Source organism: Nonomuraea sp. NEAU-A123 (genome assembly GCF_018603905.1).
Classification (GTDB): Bacteria; Actinomycetota; Actinomycetes; order Streptosporangiales; family Streptosporangiaceae; genus Nonomuraea.
The window spans coordinates 763,581-786,159 of sequence record NZ_JAHFZZ010000003.1 but is presented as its reverse complement, the minus strand read 5'-3'; the positions used below and the strand labels follow the sequence as shown (position 1 = coordinate 786,159).

Here is a 22,579-nt window from a genome sequence, read left to right as displayed (position 1 = left end):
GCTTCACCGGGACGGACGCTCTTGGAAGGAGCGTCCGTCCCGCATGTTTCCCCGCAGGGGCGATGAGAGCTTCACGGGGCAGCCGCTCTCAGAGCGCCTCTTTGGTCGCTTCCGTGGTCGCGCGGGCGAGTGCGGTGGTCGCGCGCCGGGCGGCGGCGATGACATCGTCCGGGTCGGCCTCCGTGCCCCGCGCCGACAGGAGCGCGGCTCCGGCGGTGTCGAAGACCATGCGCGTCAAGAGGCGGTCCTCCATGCTCGCCCCCTCGTCGACGAGCAGGTCGATGACGCGGTCGAAGTTCGACCGGATATCCCGGCCGCCTTCCGCCAGCCGCCTCATGACCGGCTGATTGGCCTGCGCGAAAAGCATGGCCTGAAGATGTTCGGGAGTGGTGCCCTGTAGCCAGCGCAGCGCCGCCTTCTCCAGCCGATCGGGGGTGGGCGGCTGCGCGGCGAGCCACTCGATGAAGTCGTCGAGTTCGTGCCGGCGCCCTTCCACGAGGCTCGCCACGATCTCCTCTTTGTTCTGGAAGTGGTAGTACAGCGAGGATTTCGTCATCCCGAGCGCGCTGGAGATGTCTCGGGTCGAGGTGCCCTCGTAGCCCTTCTCCGTGAACAGCCGCAGCGCGACGCGGAGGATCTCCGCGCGGGTCTCGGGGCCCGTACGCCGGTCACTTCCCGTGTTCGTCGACATGGATGGTCCCTTCGGTCGCCTCAGTGTACTTGCTCAACGAACGCCCGTTCAGTTACTGTCAACACTGCTGAACGAACGCCCGTTAAGTAAGGACTCCGCCATGAAATCCCCCGTACGCATCGCCATCGTCGGCGCCGGCCCCGGCGGCCTGATGTGCGCCCGAGTCCTGCAAGGACACGGCATCGACGTCACCGTGTACGACGCCGACGCCTCCGTCGAAGCCCGTGACGCCGGCGGGACCCTGGACCTGCACGCCGACACCGGACAGATCGCCATGGAAGACGCCGGCCTGTTCGAGGAGTTCATGAAGCTCGCCCGGCTCGAAGGGCAGGCCAAGAGCCGGCTCGACCAGCACGGCACCGTGCTCGACGCGTTCGTCCCCGACCAGGACGACACCGCCGCCCCGGAGATCGATCGCGGGCAGCTCCGCGCCATGCTCGCCGAACACGTGCGGCCCGGCACCGTGCACTGGGGACACAAGCTGGTCACCGCGACTCCGCTCGGCGACGGCGGGCACCGCCTCGAGTTCGGCAACGGCGTCACCGCCGAGGTGGGTCTGGTGATCGGCGCCGATGGCGCCTGGTCTCGGGTCCGGCCGCTCCTGAGCGACGCCACGCCTGACTACACGGGCGTCTCGTTCCTCGACGTCCGTTTTGAGGACGTGGAAACCCGTCATCCCCAGATCGCGAAACTCGTCGGGAACGGCCATCTGTTCGCCAATGACGGCGACGGCCGGGCCATCATCGGCCAGCGCAACAGCAACGGCCACATCCGCGCCTACCTGGCCCTGCGTACCGACCTCGACTGGCACGGCAAGGCCGGCGTCGACCTGGGCGACGCGGGCGCCGTACGACGGTTCCTGCTCAAGGAGTTCAGCGGCTGGGCCGAGGAGATGCTGCCCTTCCTCACGGACGTCGACGGCGGCTACCTCAACCGCCCGATCTACGCCCTTCCCGCCCCGCTCACCTGGGCGCACACGCCCGGCGCGACACTGCTCGGCGACGCGGCGCACCTGATGGCGCCTTTCGGGGGGTACGGGGTCAACCTCGCCATGCTCGACGGAGCCGAGCTCGCCCACGCCATCGCCGAGGAGGCCACTCTCGACGAGGCGATCACCCGATACGAGGCCGTCATGCTGCCTCGCTCGGGACAGCACGCCGTCGCCGCCAACGGCGGACTCGACTCGTTCTTCGCTTCGGGCGACTTCGGCTCCGCCGACTTCCCCGACCACGAGGCGGAACACCAGAGGTACCGGGAGGCCGCCGCCGCCTACCGCCGCGGGCAGTCGCGTGCCACGGCGGTGGACGGCACCTGGACGGTGAGCTTCCGCACGCCCCGCGGCCGGCAGCAGGCCGAACTGCGGCTCGCCGCCACCGCTGGCTCCCTGACCGGAGCCTTCGACGGCACCCCGATCCAGGACGGGCAGGTCGACGGCACCGAGATCGGCTTCGTCGCCACTCTCACCTCACCGTTCAAGATGAAGGTCACGTTCACCGTCTCGGTCGAGGGCGACACGATGACCGGCACGGCGAAGGCGCCGATGATGACCATCCCCATCACCGGCACCCGTCAGACCGCCTGAGGCGGCGACATGATGCTGGAGGTGTTCGAGCTCGTCATGCGACCTGGACTGTCAGCATCCTGCCCGACGACTGGCGGCGCGTCATGACAAGGCGTGCATACTCGGACACTTACAGTAAGAGTCGTGGATGCCTTGGAGCTCGCGCGCTGGCAGTTCGGGGTTACTACGGTGTATCACTTCCTGTTTGTGCCGGTCACGATAGGGATGTCGCTGTTGGTGGCGATTCTGAACACGGCGTGGGTGCGCACCGGTAAGGTCGCCTACCTTCGCGCCACCAAGTTCTTCGGGACGCTCTTCCTGATCAACTTCGCCATGGGCGTGGTGACGGGGATCGTGCAGGAGTTTCAGTTCGGGATGAACTGGAGCACCTATTCCAGGTTCGTCGGCGACATCTTCGGCGCGCCGCTCGCGCTGGAGGCGTTGCTGGCGTTCTTTCTGGAGTCGACGTTTCTGGGGCTGTGGCTCTTCGGCTGGGGTCGGCTGCCGAAGAGGGTGCATCTCGCGTGCATCTGGATCGTCGCGTTCGGGACGATGCTGTCCGCCTACTTCATTCTGGCCGCCAACTCGTTCATGCAGTGGCCTGTGGGTTTCAAGGTCAATCAGCGTGCCGAGCTGGTCGACTTCGGAGCCGTGCTGACCAACAAGGTGGTGCTGGCCACCTTTCCGCACACGGTCTTCGGGTGCTGGCTGGCCGGTGGGGTGATCCTGATGGCGGTTTCCGCCTGGCATCTGGCTAGAAAGCGGGATCTCGAGGTGTTCAGACCGTCTCTGCGGCTCGGCATTGCCGCGGTGCTGGTGGGCGCTCTGGGCACTCTTGTCTCCGGCGACATCCTTGGCAAGATCATGACGCAGACCCAGCCGATGAAGATGGCCGCCGCCGAGGCGCTCTACGAGACGCGGCAGCCCGCGCCGTTCTCCCTGTTCACCATCGGGACGCTGGACGGCACCAAGCCGATCTACCAACTGGAGATCCCGAACCTGCTGTCACAGCTCGCCACCGGCTCGTTCGACGGCAAGGTCGAGGGCATCAACAACCTCCAGGCGGCGTACGAGCGGAGGTTCGGCCCGGGCGACTACCGTCCCTACATTCCGGTCGCCTACTGGGGTTTCCGGTTGATGATCGGGTTCGGCCTGCTGGCCGCGCTGGTGGCGCTCGTCCTGCTCTGGCTGACCCGTGGCCGGCAGGTCCGGGGCACGGGCTGGGTCTGGAAGGTCGCCGTCTGGTCGGTCGTGCTGCCCTTCCTCGCGCACAGCTTCGGGTGGATCTTCACCGAGATGGCCAGGCAGCCGTGGATCGTGTTCACCCAGATGAAGACCGCCGACGGCGTCTCGCCCAGCGTCGGCGCGGGCACGGTGCTCACCTCGCTGATCGTCTTCACCATCCTGTACGGCGGGCTGGCCCTGGTGGAGGTCGGCCTCATGATCAAGTACGGCAGAGCGACCCCACCGTCCGCCGACGACGCGGAGCCGCATGACGGCGGCGAGACGTCGTTCGCCTACTAGGAGGATCGCCCAGTGGAGCTCACCGAGGTCTGGTTCGTGGCGATCACCGTCCTGTGGGTCGGGTACTTCGTCCTGGAGGGGTTTGACTTCGGCGTCGGCATGATGCTGCCGGTCGTGGCCCGGAACGAGACGGAACGCCGGGTGATGATCGACACGATCGGCCCCGTCTGGGACGGCAACGAGGTGTGGCTGATCACCGCGGGAGGCGCCACGTTCGCCGCGTTCCCCGAGTGGTACGCCTCGCTGTTCAGCGGGTTCTACCTGCCGCTGCTGCTGATCCTGGTGGCACTGATCGTGCGCGGGGTGGGCTTCGAGTATCGCGGCAAACGGGACTCCGTGGCCTGGCGGCTGCGATGGGACGCGGGCATCGTCGCCGGCTCGTTCGTGCCCGCGCTGCTGTGGGGGATCGCGTTCGCGAACATCGTGCGGGGTGTGAGACTCGACGCCGACCACGAGTACGTCGGTACGTTCTGGGACCTGCTCAACCCCTACGCGCTGCTCGGTGGGCTGACCACGCTGACCCTGTTCGCCACGCACGGAGCCGTCTTCCTGGCGTTGAAGACCCGCGGGGAGATCAGCCGGCGCGCGGCCTCGGTGGCGCTCAAGACGGGCGTCGCGGCGGCCGTGCTCATGGTGGGCTTCCTGGCTTGGACGCAGATCTACGGCGGCGTGGTCGGCACGGTCATCCTGGCCGTCTTCGCCGTCCTCGCCTTCGCCTCCGCGCTGGGCGCCATCGCCAGAGGCCGTCAGGGGTGGGCGTTCCTGCTGTCGGCGGTCGCCATCGGGGTGACCGTGATCAGCCTGTTCGTGGTCCTCCACCCCAATGTCCTGCCATCGACGATCAACCCGGCCTACAGCCTGACCGTCGAGAACGCGGCCGCGACACCGAAGACGCTCGGCATCATGACCGGGATCGCGGCGTTCTTCCTGCCGCTGGTGGTGCTCTATCAGAGCTGGACCTACTGGGTCTTCCGCCACCGAGTAGGCGCCGGTTGAGATCAATTAACAGTTTCATGGGATTGCCGGTATTTATGCCCGGGCACAGCGCATCGAGAGCCGCGGAAAGGACCGTTCATGACACACGTTCTCGGCACGTCTCTTCAGGAACGGGACGCGGCGGGCCTCGCGCTGGCGGAGGATGCCGAGCCGATCGCCCGAGCGTGTCAGGACGTGGCCCGGCGATTCCAGCGGGGCGGGCGGCTGCTGAGTTTCGGCACCGGCCAGTCGGCGGCCGACGCGGCGCATCTCGCGGTGGAGTTCGTTCATCCGGTGATCGTGGGGAAGCGGGCGCTGCCGGCTGTCTCGCTGGCCAACGACGCGTCGGCGCTGAGCGGGCTCGCCCACGCGGGAGTCTTCGCGAGCCAGTTGCGGCTGCTCGGGCGGGCCGGGGACATCGCGGTGGGCATCACGATCGACGAGGCCGGCGGCGAGGTGGCGGCGGGGCTCGCGGCGGCGCACGACCTGGGCATGATGACGCTCGCGCTGACGAAGACCGGCGTCGACCTGCCGGTGGTCGATCACCTTCTCGTGGCGCGCAGCCGTGATCCGCTGATCGCCCGAGAGATCCATATGACGACATATCACGTCCTCTGGGAGTTGGTGCACGTGTTCTTGAACGACCCCCGGCTGACGGAGGAGTGCCCGGACGAGGTATGCGTGACCTGCTCGGACGCGGCCGTACCCGTCCGGATCACCGCCCTGCGGCCCGGACACCTCGCGCTGGCCGACACCCCCGACGGCGAAGAGGAGATCAGCGTGCGGCTGGTCGACGTGCGGGCGGGCGACGTGGTCCTGGTGCACGCGAAAGAGGCCATCGCGGTAGTGGAGAGAAGGCCGTGACCGACGCGCTCTACCCTTTCCTGTCCGCAGCCGAGAGCGACGCCGAACCGCTGCTGGACACGGTGACCCGGTCCACGGTGGAGAAGGCTCGGGAGATCGTCGCGCTGCGGCGGGAGGTGCTCACCCTGTTCGGTCCGCGGATCGCCGCGTGCGGCGAAGCGCTCGCCGAGGCGTTCGCCGGCGGGGGCCGCCTGTTCGCCTTCGGCAACGGCGGCAGCAGCACCGACGCGCAGGCGGTGGCCCACCTGTTCCTCGCGCCGGGAGACGGGCACCGCGGGCTGCCGGCCATGTCGCTGACGGCCGACATCGCGCTGCTGACCGCGCTCACCAACGACATCGGCTTCGACGCGGTCTTCGCCCGGCAGCTCGCCGCCCTGGGCACCGGTGCGGACATCGCGATGGGGATCTCGACGAGCGGCGGCTCGGTGAACGTGGTGCGTGGACTCCAGGAGGCCAAGCGCCTCGGCATGGTGACGGTCGGGCTCGCCGGCTCGGGGGGCGGCCAACTGGCCGAGTGCGGTGCCGTCGACCACCTGCTGGTCATCCCGTCCTCGTCCGTCCATCGGATTCAGGAGGCGCAGGCCACCGTGTGCCATGTGCTGTGGGAGTCGGTCCAGCGGGCGCTGGACGAGGCGGCCTGACCGTTGGACCGGATCGTGCGCTCCCGGATCCGGGTCGAGGGCATCGTCCAGGGCGTGGGGTTCCGGCCGTTCGTCCACGGCGTGGCCATCCGGTACGGCCTGTCGGGCACGGTCGCCAACGACGGCTCCGGGGTGTTCATCGAGGTGGAAGGCCCTCCGGAGGCGGTGACCGCGCTGATCGAGGCGGTCCGCCGGAACCCGCCCGAGCTGGCGGTCGTGGACCGGGTGAGCGTGGCACCGGTGTCGCCCACCGGCGCCAACGGCTTCCGGATCGTCCAGAGCGTGACCGGCGGATCCCGCCGCGCGCAGGTGTCACCGGACGCGGCGACCTGCGACGACTGCCTGGCCGAGCTGTTCGATCCGGCCGACCGCCGCTACCGGTACCCCTTTGTCAACTGCACCAACTGCGGTCCCAGGTTCACGATCATCACGTCGGTGCCGTACGACCGCGCCGCCACCACCATGCGGCGCTTCGCCATGTGTACGGCATGCGAGGCCGAATATCGGGATCCCGGTGATCGCCGCTTCCACGCCCAGCCGGTGTGCTGCCCCGGCTGCGGTCCCACGCTCACGCTGCACACGTCCGGCGGCGCGGTGATCGCGGGTGACCCGGTGGCCGAGGCGGCGGGGCTGCTCGGCAGCGGATCCGTCCTCGCGGTGAAGGGACTCGGGGGCCACCACCTCGCGGTGGACGCCGCCGACGAGGACGCGGTCGCGGCGCTGCGGGCCCGCAAACACCGCGGGGACAAGGCGTTCGCCGTGATGGCGCCGGACCTGGCCGCCGTACGAGAGCTGTGTGATCTGGACGGTGCGGCGAGCGGGGTGGTGGCTGCCCTCACCGGCCCGCGCCGCCCGATCGTGCTGCTGCCGCGGCGCCCCGGCTGCCCCATCGCCGCCTCGGTGGCGCCCGGCAACCGGGACCTCGGCGTGCTGCTGCCGTACACGCCTCTGCATCATCTGCTGGCCAGGGAGCTGGGCCGCCCCTATGTGCTGACCAGCGGAAATCTGTCCGGTGAGCCCATCGCGCACCGCGACGAGGACGCGCGGCGGCTGGCCGCCGACGCCTTCCTCACCCACGATCGGCCGATCCACACGGGGCTCGACGACTCGGTGGTCCGGATTTTTCGTGACACGGAGGTTCCGGTACGGCGAGCCCGTGGGCACGCGCCCGCGCCGATCGCGCTGCCCTGGGCGTTCCCCCGGCCGGTTCTCGCGTGCGGAGCGCAGCTCAAGAGCACGTTCTGCCTGGCCACGGGGAGCCACGCGTTCGTCTCCCAGCATCTGGGCGACCTGGAGAACTACGCGACGATGCAGGCCTTCGCCGGCGGGGTCGCCCATTTCCGGCGGCTGTTCGGGATCGAGCCGGAGGTGGTGGTCCACGACCTTCACCCGGAGTACCTGTCCACCAAGTACGCCCTCACCCTCGACGGCGTTCAGCCGCTCGGCGTGCAGCACCACCACGCCCACATCGCGTCCTGCCTGGCCGACAACGGCGAGACCGGCCCGGTCGTCGGCATCGCCCTCGACGGTACGGGCTACGGCACGGACGGCACGATCTGGGGCGGCGAGCTGCTCGTGGCCGACCTGGCGGCCTTCGAGCGGGCGGGGCATCTGGAGCCGGTGCCGATGCCCGGCGGCGTCACGGCGATCCGGCAGCCCTGGCGGATGGCCGCGGCCTTCCTGCACAGCGCGTTCGGCCCCGGCTCCTTCGACGACCTCGGAGTGGTCCGCCGCAACCAGGACCGGTGGCCGGCCGTGGCGGCCCTCGTGGCGAACGGCCCGGCCGGCCAGGTGACGTCGAGCGCGGGCCGGCTGTTCGACGCGGTGTCCGCGCTCCTCGGGGTCAGAGACACGATCACCTACGACGGACAGGCGGCGGTGGAGCTGGAGCAGCGGGCGGACCCGGGGGTCCGCGGCGGGTATCCGGTCACCGTCGCCGGGACGGTCATCCGTACCACCGATCTGATCCGCGCGGTCGTCAGCGACCTGCGCCGGGGAGAGGCGCCGGAGGTGATCGCGGCGAGGTTCCACCACGGGCTGGCCACGGCGGTGGTGACGGCGGCGACCCGGGTCGCGGCCGCCACCGGTCTGGAGGTGGCCGCGCTGTCCGGCGGGGTGTTCTGCAACACCCTCCTGCTCGGCGCCGTGGTCGACGGGCTGCGCCGCCACGGCCTGCGCGTACTGCTGCACCGGCGCGTGCCCTGCAACGACGGCGGCATCAGTCTCGGGCAGGCCGCAGTGGCGGGGGCTCGGGACAGAGCGTCATCTGCCGGCGCTCGGGACCGAGCGTCGGCAGATTCGCGGCAGCGGGACCGAGCGTCAGCAGATGCGTGGCAGTGGGTCGCCGACCAGCATGTCCACGATGCGGGTGCCGCCGAAGGAGGTCTTCAGCAGCACCAGGCCGGGCGGGTCCTCCCCCACCCAGCCGATGATCGCGGCTCCGGCGCCGACCGGATGGCTCCGCATGATCTCGACCGCCCGCTCGGCGTGCTCGCCGTCCACGACGGCGACCAGCCGGCCCTCGCAGGCGACGTACAGCGGGTCGATCCCGAGTAGCTCGCACACACCGGTGACCGCCGGCTGGACCGGTACGGACTCCTCGTCCATCACCACGGTGACGCCCGAGGCGGTCGCCACCTCGTTCAGCACAGTGGCCACGCCGCCTCGGGTGGCATCCCGCAACGTCCGCACCTGCGTGGGCAGGGCGTCCAGGAGGTCGGCCACCAGCCCGTTCAGCGGGGCGGTGTCCGAGAGCGTGTCCGCCTCGATGCCGAGCTCGCCGCGGGCCAGCATGATGGCCACGCCGTGCTCACCGATCGGACCGGACACGATGACCGCGTCGCCGGGCTGGGCCGCGGAGATGGACGGCGTGCCGGGGCGGTCCACGACGCCGACGCCCGCAGTGGTGACATAACACCCGTCGGCCTTCCCCCGCTGGACGACCTTGGTGTCGCCGGTGACGATCGAGACGCCCGCCGCCTCGGCCGCGGCGGCCATCGAGGCGACGATCCGCCGCAGGTCGCCGATCGGGAACCCCTCTTCGAGGATGAACCCGGCGGACAGATACAGCGGGCGGGCGCCGCATACCGCGAGGTCGTTGACGGTGCCGTTGACCGCCAGGTCGCCGATGTCGCCGCCGGGGAAGAACAGCGGGGAGACCACGAACGCGTCCGTGGTGAACACCGCGCGCGAGCCGTCGAGCGCCAGCGTGGCCCCGTCCTCCAGCGGGGCGAGCAGCGGATTGCGGAACGCCTCCAGGAAGATCGCGTCGATCAGGTTCCGGGTCGCCTTGCCGCCGGAGCCGTGCGCCAGCGTGATCCGTTCCTCCCGCACCACCGGGCGGCGGCGCCGGATGCGCTCGATCCGGTCGAGGACCTGCTTCTCCGTGGTCATGCCCGGGTCGCCTCCCGCACTCGTTCCCGGCTGAACCGGCCGAAGTTGTAGTACGCCGCGCACGCCCCCTCCGACGAGACCATGCAGGTCCCGATCGGCGTCTCAGGGGTGCACGCGGTGCCGAACACCTTGCACTCCCACGGTTTGAGCACGCCCTTGAGCACTTCACCGCACTGGCACGCCTTGGGATCGGCGATGCGCGTACCGGGGATGTCGAATATCCGCTCCGCGTCGAAGGCGGCGTACTCCTCGGCCATGCCCAGCGCCGAGTGGGAGATGAAGCCGAGCCCGCGCCATTCGAAGTGCGGGCGTACGCGCATCACCGTCCCGATCGCCTCCATGGCGATCCGGTTGCCGTCCCAAGGCACCACCCGCGCGTACTGGTTCTCCACCTCGCCACGGCCCTCGGCGAGCTGGCCGAGGAGCATGTCGACCGAGTGGAGGATGTCGAGCGGCTCGAACCCGGCAACCACGAACGGCTGCCGGTAGTCGCGCGCGATGAACTCGTACGGCCGGCAGCCGATGATCGTGGAGACGTGGCCGGGCCCGATGAAGCCGTCGAGCCGCAGGTCGGGCGAGTCGAGTATCGCCTTGATGGCCGGGATGATCAGGACGTGGTTGCAGAAGACGGAGAAGTTCTCGATGCCTTCCTCGGCCGCCCGCAGCACGGTCACCGCCGTCGACGGCGCCGTGGTCTCGAAGCCGATCGCCATGAACACGACCCGCCGGTCCGGATGCGTCCGGGCGATCTTGAGCGCGTCGAGGGGCGAGTAGACCATCCGGATGTCCGCGCCCTCTGCCTTGGCGTCGAGGAACGTGGACTCGCCCCCGGGCACCCGCATCATGTCGCCGAACGAGGTCATGATCACATCGGGCTGACGGGCGATGTGGATGGCGTCGTCCACCCGTCCCATGGGGATGACGCAGACGGGACAGCCCGGCCCGTGTACGAGCGTCACGGCCTCCGGCAGGTAGTCCTCGATGCCGTGTTTGTAGATGGTGTGCGTGTGTCCGCCGCACACCTCCATGAACTTGTACCGGCGTCCCGGCTCGCACCGGGCCGATATCCGCGCCGCCAGCGCCCGGGCCGTTTCGGCGTCGCGGAACTCATCGACGAATCGCATCGGGCTCCTTGCAGACGAGGGTCATGAGATGTCCGATTCCTTGAGCGCGTCGATCTCGTCGGTGTACGCCTGCCCGATCCCGTGCAGCATGTCCATCACGGCCTTGGCCTCGGACTCGGAGATCTTCGACAGGGCGAATCCCACGTGGACGAGCACCCAGTCGCCGGGCTTGAGGTCGTCGTCGGCGAGCAGCCCCATGTTGATGCGGCGGCGTACTCCGCTGACGTCCACCATGGCGAGGTCGGTGAACTCCTCGACGGTCCCCACGAGCTCACCGGGAATCCCGAGGCACATCGGCTTCCCCCTCGAACTGGACCGATTCGAGGACCAGCTCGTCGCCGCCGTGGACGGCCACGTCGTCGTCGCCGCACCGCGGGCAGACGGCGAGCACGTCGACGGACTCCGACGTGTGGCCGCAGGTGCCGCAGTCCACGGTGACGGGCGTGACGACGAGGTCGAGGGCGGCGCCCTCGGCCGCGCTGCCCAGGGCCGCGAACGCGAAGGCCTGGTCGAACGCCTCACCGACGACGGCATGGCGGGCGCCGATCCGGACCCGCACGCCGGCCACCCGCCGGCCGTCCGCGTGCTGACGGACCAGGTCGACCAGTCCCTCGCACATTCCTATCTCATGCATGAACTGCCCTACATCCTTGTCATGTTCAGATAGCGCTTGATCTCCGGCCATTGCACGGCGATCACCGCGACCACCGCGACCACCGCCACCAGCCCCACCAGAGGCCCCTTCCTCATCCGTTTCCACCTCCTCGGTTTTCCGGAACCCCGGTCCGTCGATTACTTCGATCAAGTCTCGACAAGGGACCGGACCGTCTCCAGGGCCGGGCCGAGGGCCGCGCGTACCGGCTCGCTCAGTTCGACCCGTACGTCCTCGTCCGGCGCCCCGGTCATCACCGTCGCCGGTTCGCAGGCGACGACGAGCACCCGTGGTGGTATCCGGCCCAGCTCGGCGGCCAGCCGGAGCACGCGTACCGGATCCATGCCGTGGGTCTCCATGGGCACGCCCGCCTCCGGCTCCGCCGGTTCGAGCACGGTCAGCGTGCCGGGAGCGTGGCCGCGGGGCGCGGCGTCCACGAAGATCACCGTGTCGTAGCCGCGTTGCAGGGCGTAGGCCAGGTCCATGCCGCGGATCCCGAAGTCGACCACGTCCACCCCGGCGGGCAGCGGCTCGGCCGACAGCCGCCGCGCCACCTCGACGCCGAAGCCGTCGTCGCCGAGGAAGATGTTGCCGATGCCGGCGACCAGGACGCGTGCGGTCCGGCTGTCCGCCACGATCGGCTCCACCTCCTCGGCGGAGTAGAAGAACCGGTGCCCGGGCAGCTTCGCCTCTCCCAGGTCGCGGCCCGGATCGTCCTCAAGAGTGACGGCCAGATGGATGCCGCCCGCCTCGTCCTGCTCGACGCTCTCGATGACGGCGACCCGGCCGTCCAGGGCGAGGTCGAAGATGTCCGCCCGCGAGCGCGGGCGCAGCCGCACCCGGCTGCCCGCGCCGAGCGTCGCGCCGTCCACGATCACGGTGTCCGGCCCCCGTCGTTCCATCCGGGCCCAGAAGTCATCGGTCGCCGTCATGTCCTTCCTTCCGTAGGGTGCCGTGCAGCCGCATGAGCCGATCGGGTGAGAGCGAGGCGCAGCGGTCGAGGATCTCCCGCGCCCGGGGATCGCCGTCGCGGATCTCCCGCTGCTCCTCCTCGGTCAGGGCGAGCACGCTCAGGGTCAGCAACTGGTCGATCTCGGTGGCGTCGAAGAGATCTCCGGGACTCTCCGGGGAGATCCGGGGATAGTCGTAGAGGATGATCGGCGCCGCGAGCATCGTGTGCCGCTCGCCCTCCTCGCCCACCATGACCGGCCAGGCGCCGGCGTTGTCGCAGCCTTCCGCCAGGGGCCGCAGCTCCTCCGGCGGGTCCGTCAGCGAGACGAACCGTCCGCGTGGCGCGTGCAGGACCGTGTGCGCGGAGAGGAAGGTGTGTTTCAGCGCCTCGGTACGGCTTTCGCCCGCCCAGCCGGTCGTGTTGCCGACCTCGACGGTGATCCGGAAGACGCCGGGCCGCGGGCGTTCGGCCCTGATCTCGATCCGCCCGCGCAGCGCCTGCCAGCTCCGCGAAAGCGCGCCGGCCCGCTGCCCGTCGGGGCCGGTCAGCCATTCGACGTCCGCGCCTTCGGCTATGTCGATGTCCACCACGGCCGGCTGCTGGACGAGCCCCGCGAGGTCGAGCCCGAACACGGCGACCTCCCGTTCGGCCGCCTCCTCCCTGGCCACGTGGCGCTCGCCCCCGGCCACCAGCTCCGGGACCGGCACGAGGTCCTCACCGGCCACCTCGCGGGCGACGGCGTGCAGGAAGCACACCCGGACGTCGACGGTGTCGATCGGGTCCGCCTCAATCAGGACCTGCGTGCGCATCAGCGAGGGGTCGCCCGTCTCACCGCACCGCTCCGGGTAGACGCCGCCCAGGGTCCAGCGCTGCGCGTTCTTGAGCGCCGAACGGCGGTAGGGCCACAGCAGGTAGCCCTCGTACAGCACCGCGCGCGCGATCTGTGTCACCGCGTCCATCGGTCAGCCACCACCCGGTTCGCTCGCCAGCAGTTTCCCCACCACGTCTTCCCAGCTCGTCAGCGTGTGCTGGATCTTGTAGTCGTACAGCCGGTCGAACGCCTCGCGGTCCAGCCGGAGCCAGGCGCTGCGCGGGAAGTAGTGGTTCATGACGTCCTTCCAGACCTGGACCGGCATCCGGAACGCGGCGTCGGTGTCCCAGGGGATCCGGGCCACCCGGAGCAGGCCGGCGTCGGCGTAGAAGATCGTCCCGCTGAACAGGAAGTCCAGCGGGACCTCGCCGTCCGGCAGGGTGTGGAAGTACTTGGCGACCGCCACCTCGAAGTCGTAGGTGCAGCTCACGTCGATGCTCGTGATCGTGCCCCCGTCGAACCCGGGGACCTGCGTCACCACCCGCGCCCACAGCAGGCTCCTCGACGTCCTGCCCCACTCCTCGGGCGCGCCGAACAGCTCGGTGAGCCGCCGCCGGGTCGGCGGGTCGTGGCGGCGCCGCGCGGCGGCGACGCGGATCTGGGTGTCCAGCGCGAGGCACCGGACCGGCGGCGCGCCGGCGCCGTCGATCCGCAGCGTGAACCGCACCGTCGGCACGGCGGCGAAGTCCACCGCCTCGGCCTTCTCGACCGCGAACCTCAGCTCCGGCGGCCGTGCGTCGTCCCTGTTCGGTGTCGGCTTCATGCCGGGGACAGGTTGGGCATGGCCGGGTCGATCGGGTCGTGGTCCCGCGGGTTGATGCCGGTGGATCGCGCCGCCGTCGAGAAGCCGCCGGGGAGGTGGCCCGGTTGCTTCTCGTAGTTGCCGAGCGCGTTCCCCTCATGGACGCCCTTCAGGTGCGCGGGCGCGTCGGGCCGCACTTGGGGGCGGCCCACCTTGATGTTGCCGGTCATCGTGGAACTCCTTTCGACAGGTCCGCGGGCACGGGCTTGGCCCGGCCCCGCAGTTCGGTGAAGAAGGCGCCGACCCCGTTCCAGACGTCCTGGCCACCGGCCAGGCCCTTCCACCGGGACCTGAGCACGGCGACGAGGGCGAAGCAGTCGTCGATCGGCACGAGCCAGTGGTCTCGCGCGCCGCCGGTCCGGTTGACCAGGAGCGCCTCCACGTCCGGGGCCAGGTGCCGCAGCACGGGGTTGGCCGCTTCCACCTCGGCCCAGGCGGCCGGAGCGGTCGCGGCCTCGACCGCTCCGGCCGGGCCGGGGTACCGGATCACGGTCCGGCCGTCGGAGGAGTCGCGGCAGGCGAACGCCATTTGTACGGGGATCTCCAGGGACTCCCAGGTGGCGTCGTCGAGGGCGAAGTCCGGCAGGTACCAGCGGCGGTCGGGCACCAGGCGGTAGTGGTCGCCCTCCGCCGGTGGGTGGTCGAAGAGCAGGGCGCACGGCCGGCAGGCACAGCGTGGTTCGCGGGCCGCCGGCTCGAGCAGGTGCCGGTGCTCGGCCGGGATGGGTGCGGCGCACAGCTCGCACCGGCACTGGTCGGCGTCCTGGTCCGCCGGGGACCTCCCGGCCGGCCGGTCGGTGTCGTCCCGAGGCCGGTCGGCTGCTCGGTTGATGAGGCCGCGCAGACCCCGTGGCGCCATGCCGTGCTCCCTCATGACGCCCGGGTGCCGGGGCGGCGCAGGGTGTCGATGGTGATCAGGACGGGGGGCGGGCCGACCTCCTCGATCTCCACCCGGTCGAGCTCCGGGGCGGCGTTCTGGATCGCCTCCTCCAGCAGGCCCGACGGATCGGCCGCGCCACCGCAGCCACCGCGACCGCGCTGGAGCCGCACCCTCGCCACGCCGTCCGCCACGGTCACCGCCTCGACGGCCGAGCCGCCGAGCCGGGGTCGTACGCGGCTCACGGCCCGCTCGACTCGGGCGGACACGTCCATCGGATGCAGGCCGTGCAGCAACAGCAGGTAGGCGACCAGTTCGTCCTCGGCGAGCGCGGGCCCGAGCGTGTCCCCGCCGATCGCGACGATCCGGGCCAGAGCCTCGCCGTACAGGTCGAGCAGCGCCTGGAGCACCTCGACGGTGGGCCCGGGGTCGGGCAGCGACTCGACGCCGTCCAGCAGGGCGTCGACCCGGGCCACCCGCTCGGCGGCCGCGCGGTCGGTCAGTGACATCGCCCGCCCCTATCCGGAGACGCTCGTGCCCAGCGTCGGGGAGTGCACCTGCTTGAGCACCTTCCCGTCGCCGAGGTACATGTGGACACCGCACGGGAGGCAGGGGTCGAAGCTGCGTACCGTACGCATGATGTCGATGCCCTTGAAGTTCTCCGGGCCGTTCTCCTCGAAGATGTGCATCCCCTGCACGGCGTCCTCGTACGGGCCGGGAGTGCCGTAGCTGTCGCGAGGGCTCGCGTTCCACGGCGTGGGCGGGTACGGGTGGTAGTTGGCGATCTTGCCGTCGCGGATCACCATGTGGTGCGACAGAACCCCGCGCACCGCCTCGTGGAAACCGCAGCCGATCGCGTCATCGGGCACGTCGAAGTCGGTGAAGACCTTCGTCCGGCCGGCCCGTACCTCGGCCATCGCTTTGTCCAGGAAGTGGAAGGCCATCGCGGCGGAGTAGGCGATGAAGTAGATGCGGGCCCGGTTGCGCTCGATCGTGTTGGACCACTGGGGCACCTTCCACTCGAACCTCATCTCCGGCAGGAGCGTGCTCTTGGGCAGGTTGATCTCCACGCTGTGACCGGTCGCCCGGACGAATCCGGTGTCGACGATGCCGGCCAGCGCCGTCGTCCAGAGCCGGGCGAGCGCCCCGCCGCCGGTGTCGAGCGCGAGGTGATCGCCGGTGCGGTCGTCGTACCAGCGGGGGCTCATGACCCAGCTGTAGTTGCCGTCCGCCAGGTCCCGCTTCTGCGGCTTCGGCAGCGTCGTCTGGTTCCACGGATGGCGCCGGTCCACGGGGTTGCCGAGCGGGTCGTGGCTGACGAAGATCTCCTCGTTCTGCCAGTCGTCGTAGTACGAGCTGCCCAGCAGGATCCGGATGCCGAGGTTGATGTCCACCAGGCTCGTGGTGCGCAGCTCGCCGTCCAGGACGATGCCCGGGGTGACGAACATGCCCCGGCCCCACTCGCCCATGGTCCGGTAGTCGTAGTCGACGACGGCCGGGTCCTGGAAGGAGCCCCAGCAGCCCAGCATGATCCGCCGCCGGCCGACCTCCTCGTATCCGGGCAGCGCCTCGTAGAAGAAGTCGAACAGGTCGTCGTTGACCGGGACGACCTTCTTGATGAAGTCGAGGACCCTGAGCAGCCGGGACAGGTAGTCGGTGAACAACTGGGGTGTCGCCACCGTGCCCACGCCGCCCGGATAGAGCGTCGAGGGATGCACGTGCCGCCCCTCCATCAGGCAGAACATCTCCCTGGTGACCCGGCTCACCTGCAGTGCCTCGCGGTACATCGCGCCGGTGAACGGGTTGAACGCCCGCATGATGTCGGCGATCGTCCGATACCCGTGGACGTCGGCGTGCGGCGCCTCCGTGGTCTCCGCCCTGCGCAGCAGGCTGGGGTTGGTCTCCTTGACGATCTGCTCGCAGTAGTCGACGAACACCAGATTGTCCTGGAACAGCGTGTGGTCGAACATGTACTCGGCAGCCTCGCCGAGATTGATGATCCACTCGCCCAGTGGCGGGGTCTTGATGCCGTACGCCATGTTCTGCGCGTAGACCGAGCAGGTCGCGTGGTTGTCGCCGCAGATGCCGCAGATGCGGCTGGTGATGAAGTGCGAGTCCCGCGGGTCCTTGCCGCGCATGAACACGCTGTAGCCCCGGAACAACGAGGAGGTGCTCTTACACTCGACGACCTCGTTGTTGTTGAAGTCGATCTTCGTGTAGATCCCCAGGTTGCCGATGATGCGGGTGATGGGATCCCAGGACATCTCGACCAGTTGCCGAGTCTCCTGAGCCTCCTTGGATCGGATGGTCACCGCGTTGTTCCCTCTCGCCTAGCGCTGTTCCGGTTGGTAGCCACTCGTCAACTCAGGCTCGTTGTGGCGCCACTTCGGCTCCTTGTTGACCGTCCTGTTGGTGATGCCGCGCAGCTTGCGGATGAGCGATCCGTACGCGCCGGTCGCGGTGGAGGAGACCAGCGCACCGGGTGGCTGGTCCATGAACGGCATGAACTTGTCGGGGAACCCGGGCATCGTGCAGCCGATGCAGATGCCGCCCACGTTGGGGCAGCCGCCGATCCCGCCCATCCAGCCGCGCTTGGGGACGTTGCAGTTGACCACCGGGCCCCAGCAGCCGACCTTGACCTGGCACTTGGGTGAGTTGTAGTCCTTGGCGAAGTCGCCCTGCTCGTAGTAGCCGGCCCGGTCGCACCCCTCGTGCACCGTCTTGCCGAACAACCAGGTCGGCCGCAGCTGCTTGTCGAGAGGGATCATGGGCGCCAGCCCCGCGGCCTGGTACAGCAGCCAGGTCAGGGTCTCCATGAAGTTGTCGGGCTGCACCGGGCAGCCCGGCACGTTGACGATGGGCAGCCCGCCGGCCGAGCGGAAGTCGTGGCCCAGGTAGTCGCCGAGTCCCATGCTGCCCGTCGGGTTCCCGGCCATCGCGTGGATGCCGCCGTACGTCGCGCAGGTGCCTATCGCGACCACCGCCCACGCCTGCGGCGCGAGCCGGTCGATCCACTGGTTGACGGTGATCGGCTGCCCGGTCACCGGATCGTTCCCCATCGACGTCCAGTAACCCTCGCCGTTGATCTTCTCGTTGGGGATCGACCCCTCGACGACGAAGACGAACGGGCGTAGGCCGCCCTCCGCGGCCTGGTGGAAGGCGGCCATGAAGTCGCTGCCCGTCTCCGCCGCCAGCACCTTGTTGTGCAGCCGCACCTTCGGCAGTCCGGGCACCAGGCCGAGCAGCACCTCTTCGAGGCTCGGCTGGGAAGCCGCCGTCACCGAGACCGTGTCGCCGTCGCAGCTCATGCCCTCCGAGGTCCACAGAATGTGCACCTCGTCCACAGCGGTGTCCGTCGTGGTTTCGCTCATGTCCACGGCCCCCGTCTCGGCAGTTGGGCGTAATGCGTTAGGTATCGCCGCCAATGACACGGAGTAAGCGCACGATGCACATAGTGACCACGGCGATGGAGGAATGCGGACGACCAGGTCACTTCCCTTGCCGATTCATGCACTTCTCCAGCACGGAGGCCTGCGCTCCGCGAAAGCACGCGGACCTTCCAAGGCGTCATGTGAGCCGAGCATCACCCGGTAGCGCGGCAGGTCGGCGGTGCGTCAGGTGACCGAGTGGGTCACCGTGGCGGTGTATGTGCCCGCTATCGCTTGGGCGGGTACGTTCACGCCCAAGGTCGGATTCCAGGCGGCGGTGTTGACGTTGTTTCCCCCGGTCAGGGTGAAGGCCGTGCGGGACACGCTGAGGTCCTGTTTGTTGCCGGCGGTGGCTTGTCCGGGGGTGAAGGTTCCGGTGCCGGTGGTCGAGGTGGCCGTGCCGGACCAGTAGGTGATGGAGGTCTTCGAGATGGTCTCGGCGGTCGTCGCGCCGCCGGTGGTGAACGTGGTCGTCGACACCGTGGCGGTCCAGGTCAAGCCCGCCACCGCCCGGTTGTCGGTGACCGTGATGGTGCCGAGGAAAGCGCTGGTGGTCGTGCCGGCCGCCGCCGAAGGGAGTGAGGCTGACGCCGGTACGGTGATCGTCAGGAAACCGGTGGGTACGACGGTGGTGCTCGCACTGGGATCTGACGTGCCAACGGTCATCAAGGTGACGACCGTGATGGTGTACGTGGTGCCATCGGTCAGGCCGGTTATCGTACAGTTGAGCGCCCCTCCTGTCGTGCAGAACGCCCCGCCTGGGCTGGCCGTGGCGGTGTAGCCGGTGCTGGAGTTCAGGAATTCCGGCGCGGTCCAGGAAATGGCGGCAGTGGTGTCGCCGGGTGTGGCGGCGACACCAGTGGGCGGCTGGGAGGTGACCAGTACGGCGACGAGGTGTTGAGTGGTGGTGCGGTCACCGAGCTGGCCTGAGGCGTTCGCGCCCCAGCAGTACACGGTGTTGGCGCTGTCCAATGCGCACGTGTAGTCATTCCCGCCGCTGATCTGGGTGAGGGTCTTGCCGGACAGAACGCCGGAGGCGTTGACGGTCACTGCCGTCAAGGCCTGGGTCGTGGAGTTGTTGCCGAGTTGTCCGGTGCTGTTGAAGCCCCAGCAATACGCGAGACCGGCGCTGTCCAGGGCGCATGCGTGGGAGCCGCCTGCGGTGAGCTGGGTGAGGGTCTTGCCGGAGATCGGGGTACCGGTGGTGGTGACGGTCACCGCTATCAGACTCTGGGCGGTGGAGTTGTTGCCGAGCCGTCCGTTGGCACCGCTGCCCCAGCAGTAGGCCTTGCCGAGGCTGTCCAGCGTGCAGGTGAACCAGTTTCCGGCTCTGATCTCGGTGAGGGTCTTGGTGCTGATCGGGGTGCCGATTGTGGCGACGACCACCGGCACCGCGCTCTGGGTGGTGGAGTTGTTGCCGAGCTGTCCAAAACTGTTGTATCCCCAGCAGTAGGCCTTGCCGAGGCTGTCCAGCACACAGGTGTGCTCGTAGCCGGTGCCGATCTGGGTGAGGGTTTTGCCGTTGAGTGCGCCGTTGGCGATCACGGCGACCGGTGCGTTCTTGTTGGTGGTCGAGTTGTCTCCCAGTTCCCCCTCCCCGTCGTATCCCCAGCAGTAGGCCTTGCCGAGGCTGTCCAGCGCGCAGGCGAAGGAGTTACCGGCGCCGATCTGGGTGAGGGTTTTGCCGGAGAGCGCACCGGCGGTGGTCACGGCGACGGGCGCTGTCCGCTGGGTGAACGAGCTGTCCCCGAGCTGCCCGTAAGGATTCCAGCCCCAGCAGTAGGCCTTGCCGACGCTGTCCAGCGCGCAGGTGAACGACTGGCCCGCGACGATCTGGGTGAGTGTCTTGCCCGCCAACGCCCCGCCCGTGTACACGGCGACCGGCGTGGTCGTCGGGCTGACGGACGTGGTGTTGTTGCCGAGTTCGCCATTGGCGTTGCTGCCCCAGCAGTAAGCTTTGCCGCTATGGATCGTGCAGGTGTGGCTGTAGCCGGACGCGATCGTGGTGGCGTGCGCCGACACCGCCAAGGCTGACGGTACGGGCATCAGCGTGGTGAGGCCGGCCCATCCGAGCACGGTGGACAGCGCCACCATTGTGCTGAGCGCGACCGCCCGCCGGATGTGGGTCATGATGCCCTCGGGCGACCCGGCGCTCAGCGATCTGCATTCCCATCGAGTGTGCGACGGCGGACCGGGTGCCCACCTGTGACTGAGCATGGACAGCACGATATCACTCACTGAAATTGAATTATTACACTGCGTAGCCACGTCGACGTCAACGGATATTTACGTTCCTTTGTGATTAGCGTGAAGACGATCGAGCGTGAGGTGTTCAGGCTTGGTGCGATCCATGCGGTCGGTCTTCCGGACGAATTCGCAGCCCGCCCCCTTGAGCGCGTTGGTCTGCCCGCCCAGGTCGGATCAGCACGCGACGCGGCGCCGGTTTCTGCGGCGCAAGTAAATAGTGAGGACAAGCAGGAGCGTCCCGGCAGCTATCGCCCCGATGAGGATGAGGGGCTGCGGCAGGAAGGAGTCCAGGAGTGCCGGCAGTCCCCAGGCGGCATTCTTCGCCGGAAAGGTGAGTGTGCCGGTGGCCTCATGATGGACCCGGCCGCTTTCCATCAGAAGCCTGACCTTCCACGGGCCGTCGGGCAACCGGTGGTCGAGCATGACCATGACGGGTGCGCTGTCACCGGGAGCAAGTGTCGTACCGGTCTGTGCCGGGAAGGGGCCGGCTTTCAGCCCACCTGGCCCTTCGGACAGCCACAGTTTTCCACTCATGTCGAGGGCGCGTTCGCCGGTGTTGTGAATCGTCGCCTTCACCACTGGCATGCCATCCTCGGTGCGGCCCGGCGTCAATTGCTCGATGCTGAATTCCGACGGTGGATCACCACCTGGCCCGACATCGAGATAGATCCTGATGCCCACCCGGTTGACCATCTTGACATTCTCATTGGCCTTTGACGGTGAGGAGGACTCCACCTCGGCCCAGATGGCGCCATACCGCTCCCCCTTGGACGCGGATTTCGGGATGTTGATCGTCGCCTTCAACGGGGCCCGGCCGTTCGGCGGCACGATGAACTCGGCAGGGTCGATGGAAACCCATGAACTCAGCTCGTTGGCGTGTCGATCTGCCACCGGCACGAACTCGTTGTGGACGATTTCCGCCGCACCTGCGTACACCGTGACATGTTGAGCAGTGGCGGAGGAGTTCTTGACCTCCAATCGCCGGGAGATCCTGTTGTCGGGATTCATGTGATCGACGATGTAGAGCAGGGCTCGAGGATCGTCCCGACGATTCGATGAGGCTTCGAGCAATCTGATGCCGATGCTGCCGTGGATCTCCGGATGGCTCGGACGCGTGCTGTCCGAGCCATCTTCTGCGAGCACCGGAGCGCCGACGGCTCCCTGCAGGAGCAGGGAGAGTATCCCCATCGACGCCAAAATCCTGTGAAGTGCAGCCACGTGGTTACGTCACCGTATGAGTGATCGTGCCGGTGTACTGGCCTCCGACATTGTCGAGGCCCACCGCCACCGTTAGTTGTGGATTCCAGGTCGCGGTGTTGTTGCCGGTGCCAGCGGTATGGGCGTACGCGGTACGCTGCGCGCTCAGTACCTGCCCCGTCGCGGGTGGTGGCGCGGCGCATCCCGTCTGTCCGGCGGTGAAGGTTCCGGTGCCGGTTGTGGCCGTGGCAGTGCCGGAACAGTAGTACACGCTTGCGTTGGTGATGCTTTCGCCCGCATCGACGCCGTCGCCGGTGATGAAGGTTCCGGAGGTCACGCTCGCCGTCCACGCGGGCGTGGCCGATGCTCGCGCGTCGGTTACGGTGATCGCCCCGAGCGGGCCGTAGGCGAAGCCGCCCGGAACTCCGTCGTTGGCGAGGTCCGCCGCGTCGGGGACCGTGATCTGCAGCGCACCCGCGGTCACATCGAACGTGGTCGTGGTTGTGCACGCCGCGTCTTCCAGACATGTTGCGGCTTGGGCCTGCGTACTGGTCAGCATCCCCAACGCGGTCACCCCCACCAGCCCCACCAGGGTGATTCTGTAAGGCCTGTTCATTGTCGAGGATTCCTCCTTGGCATGGATTGGGACACCAGCTGTTACATCCCGATCTATGGGATCAAGAGCCACACGCAGACTAGCACTCTGAGTGATCGATATGTCACCCTCAGTAGTTGATGGCGTGTTAAGAAATCCCACATCGCATGACCGCCGAACACGAT

22 protein-coding genes and 1 pseudogene are annotated in these 22,579 nt (G+C 68.7%); 6 read left to right on the top strand and 17 right to left on the bottom strand.

The window, feature by feature from the left end:
- Window positions 1-88 precede the first annotated feature (88 nt).
- Window positions 89-691, bottom strand: coding sequence for a TetR/AcrR family transcriptional regulator (locus KLK06_RS12095; RefSeq protein WP_214635439.1), 603 nt, complete (start codon window positions 689-691; stop codon window positions 89-91).
- 100 nt (window positions 692-791) lie between these two features.
- Here KLK06_RS12095 and KLK06_RS12090 point away from each other — a divergent pair, with 100 nt between their 5' ends.
- The 6 genes and pseudogenes from KLK06_RS12090 to hypF all read left to right on the top strand — a co-directional run.
- Window positions 792-2,273, top strand: a complete 1,482-nt coding sequence (locus tag KLK06_RS12090) for an NAD(P)/FAD-dependent oxidoreductase (protein WP_214635438.1) — start codon at window positions 792-794, stop codon at window positions 2,271-2,273.
- Between the two features lie 123 nt (window positions 2,274-2,396).
- Window positions 2,397-3,776 carry a cytochrome ubiquinol oxidase subunit I gene (locus KLK06_RS12085; RefSeq protein WP_214635437.1) on the top strand — a complete coding sequence of 460 codons (1,380 nt, stop codon included), beginning with the start codon at window positions 2,397-2,399 and terminating at the stop codon, window positions 3,774-3,776.
- 12 nt (window positions 3,777-3,788) lie between these two features.
- Window positions 3,789-4,772, top strand: coding sequence for a cytochrome d ubiquinol oxidase subunit II (gene cydB / locus KLK06_RS12080; RefSeq protein WP_214635436.1), 984 nt, complete (start codon window positions 3,789-3,791; stop codon window positions 4,770-4,772).
- Window positions 4,773-4,850: 78 nt separating this feature from the next.
- A complete protein-coding gene (locus tag KLK06_RS12075; protein WP_250905184.1) occupies window positions 4,851-5,615 on the top strand; it encodes an SIS domain-containing protein in 765 nt (254 codons plus the stop codon).
- A complete protein-coding gene (locus tag KLK06_RS12070; RefSeq protein ID WP_214635435.1) occupies window positions 5,612-6,256 on the top strand; it encodes an SIS domain-containing protein in 645 nt (214 codons plus the stop codon). The genes KLK06_RS12075 and KLK06_RS12070 overlap by 4 nt, the downstream gene beginning before the upstream one ends.
- A 15-nt stretch (window positions 6,257-6,271) precedes the next feature.
- Window positions 6,272-8,485: pseudogene (gene hypF / locus KLK06_RS12065) on the top strand (carbamoyltransferase HypF); the annotation flags it as partial.
- A 90-nt stretch (window positions 8,486-8,575) separates the two neighbouring features.
- Here the strand turns inward: hypF and hypE are convergent.
- The 16 genes from hypE to KLK06_RS11990 all read right to left on the bottom strand — a co-directional run bounded on the left by hypE (window position 8,576) and on the right by KLK06_RS11990 (window position 22,415).
- The gene (gene hypE / locus KLK06_RS12060; RefSeq protein WP_214635434.1) at window positions 8,576-9,649 is read right to left on the bottom strand and encodes a hydrogenase expression/formation protein HypE; all 1,074 of its coding nucleotides are present in this window, start codon (window positions 9,647-9,649) and stop codon (window positions 8,576-8,578) included.
- Window positions 9,646-10,773: a hydrogenase formation protein HypD gene (hypD, locus tag KLK06_RS12055; protein ID WP_214635433.1), complete on the bottom strand. Its 1,128-nt coding sequence runs from the start codon at window positions 10,771-10,773 to the stop codon at window positions 9,646-9,648. The genes hypE and hypD overlap by 4 nt, the downstream gene beginning before the upstream one ends.
- 21 nt (window positions 10,774-10,794) lie before the next feature.
- Window positions 10,795-11,067 (bottom strand): HypC/HybG/HupF family hydrogenase formation chaperone, encoded by a 273-nt coding sequence (locus KLK06_RS12050; RefSeq protein WP_214635432.1) that lies wholly within the window; start codon window positions 11,065-11,067, stop codon window positions 10,795-10,797.
- Window positions 11,045-11,407: a hydrogenase maturation nickel metallochaperone HypA gene (locus tag KLK06_RS12045; protein ID WP_214635431.1), complete on the bottom strand. Its 363-nt coding sequence runs from the start codon at window positions 11,405-11,407 to the stop codon at window positions 11,045-11,047. The genes KLK06_RS12050 and KLK06_RS12045 overlap by 23 nt, the downstream gene beginning before the upstream one ends.
- Before the next feature lie 8 nt (window positions 11,408-11,415).
- Window positions 11,416-11,523 (bottom strand): hypothetical protein, encoded by a 108-nt coding sequence (locus tag KLK06_RS63025; protein ID WP_374197106.1) that lies wholly within the window; start codon window positions 11,521-11,523, stop codon window positions 11,416-11,418.
- A gap of 51 nt (window positions 11,524-11,574) precedes the next feature.
- A complete protein-coding gene (locus KLK06_RS12040) occupies window positions 11,575-12,357 on the bottom strand; it encodes a hydrogenase maturation protease (RefSeq protein WP_250905183.1) in 783 nt (260 codons plus the stop codon).
- Window positions 12,341-13,336: a hypothetical protein gene (locus KLK06_RS12035; RefSeq protein ID WP_214635430.1), complete on the bottom strand. Its 996-nt coding sequence runs from the start codon at window positions 13,334-13,336 to the stop codon at window positions 12,341-12,343. Before KLK06_RS12035 ends, KLK06_RS12040 begins: the two co-directional genes overlap by 17 nt.
- 3 nt (window positions 13,337-13,339) lie before the next feature.
- A complete protein-coding gene (locus tag KLK06_RS12030; RefSeq protein ID WP_214635429.1) occupies window positions 13,340-14,011 on the bottom strand; it encodes a DUF6084 family protein in 672 nt (223 codons plus the stop codon).
- Window positions 14,008-14,220, bottom strand: a complete 213-nt coding sequence (locus KLK06_RS12025; RefSeq protein ID WP_214635428.1) for a hypothetical protein — start codon at window positions 14,218-14,220, stop codon at window positions 14,008-14,010. The genes KLK06_RS12030 and KLK06_RS12025 overlap by 4 nt, the downstream gene beginning before the upstream one ends.
- On the bottom strand, window positions 14,217-14,909 hold the full coding sequence (locus tag KLK06_RS12020) for a DUF5947 family protein (protein WP_214635427.1): 693 nt from the start codon (window positions 14,907-14,909) through the stop codon (window positions 14,217-14,219). The genes KLK06_RS12025 and KLK06_RS12020 overlap by 4 nt, the downstream gene beginning before the upstream one ends.
- Before the next feature lie 11 nt (window positions 14,910-14,920).
- Window positions 14,921-15,436 carry a hypothetical protein gene (locus KLK06_RS12015; RefSeq protein WP_214635426.1) on the bottom strand — a complete coding sequence of 172 codons (516 nt, stop codon included), beginning with the start codon at window positions 15,434-15,436 and terminating at the stop codon, window positions 14,921-14,923.
- 9 nt (window positions 15,437-15,445) lie between these two features.
- Window positions 15,446-17,239 (bottom strand): nickel-dependent hydrogenase large subunit, encoded by a 1,794-nt coding sequence (locus tag KLK06_RS12010; protein WP_308168207.1) that lies wholly within the window; start codon window positions 17,237-17,239, stop codon window positions 15,446-15,448.
- Window positions 17,240-17,257: 18 nt separating this feature from the next.
- Window positions 17,258-18,298, bottom strand: a complete 1,041-nt coding sequence (locus KLK06_RS12005) for a hydrogenase expression protein HypE (protein ID WP_214635425.1) — start codon at window positions 18,296-18,298, stop codon at window positions 17,258-17,260.
- 243 nt (window positions 18,299-18,541) lie between these two features.
- Complete coding sequence (locus KLK06_RS12000) at window positions 18,542-20,485, bottom strand: fibronectin type III domain-containing protein (protein ID WP_214635424.1); 1,944 nt, start codon at window positions 20,483-20,485, stop codon at window positions 18,542-18,544.
- Between the two features lie 291 nt (window positions 20,486-20,776).
- Complete coding sequence (locus KLK06_RS11995; RefSeq protein ID WP_308168206.1) at window positions 20,777-21,820, bottom strand: hypothetical protein; 1,044 nt, start codon at window positions 21,818-21,820, stop codon at window positions 20,777-20,779.
- A gap of 4 nt (window positions 21,821-21,824) precedes the next feature.
- The gene (locus KLK06_RS11990) at window positions 21,825-22,415 is read right to left on the bottom strand and encodes a hypothetical protein (protein ID WP_214635423.1); all 591 of its coding nucleotides are present in this window, start codon (window positions 22,413-22,415) and stop codon (window positions 21,825-21,827) included.
- Between the last annotated feature and the right edge of the window lie 164 nt (window positions 22,416-22,579).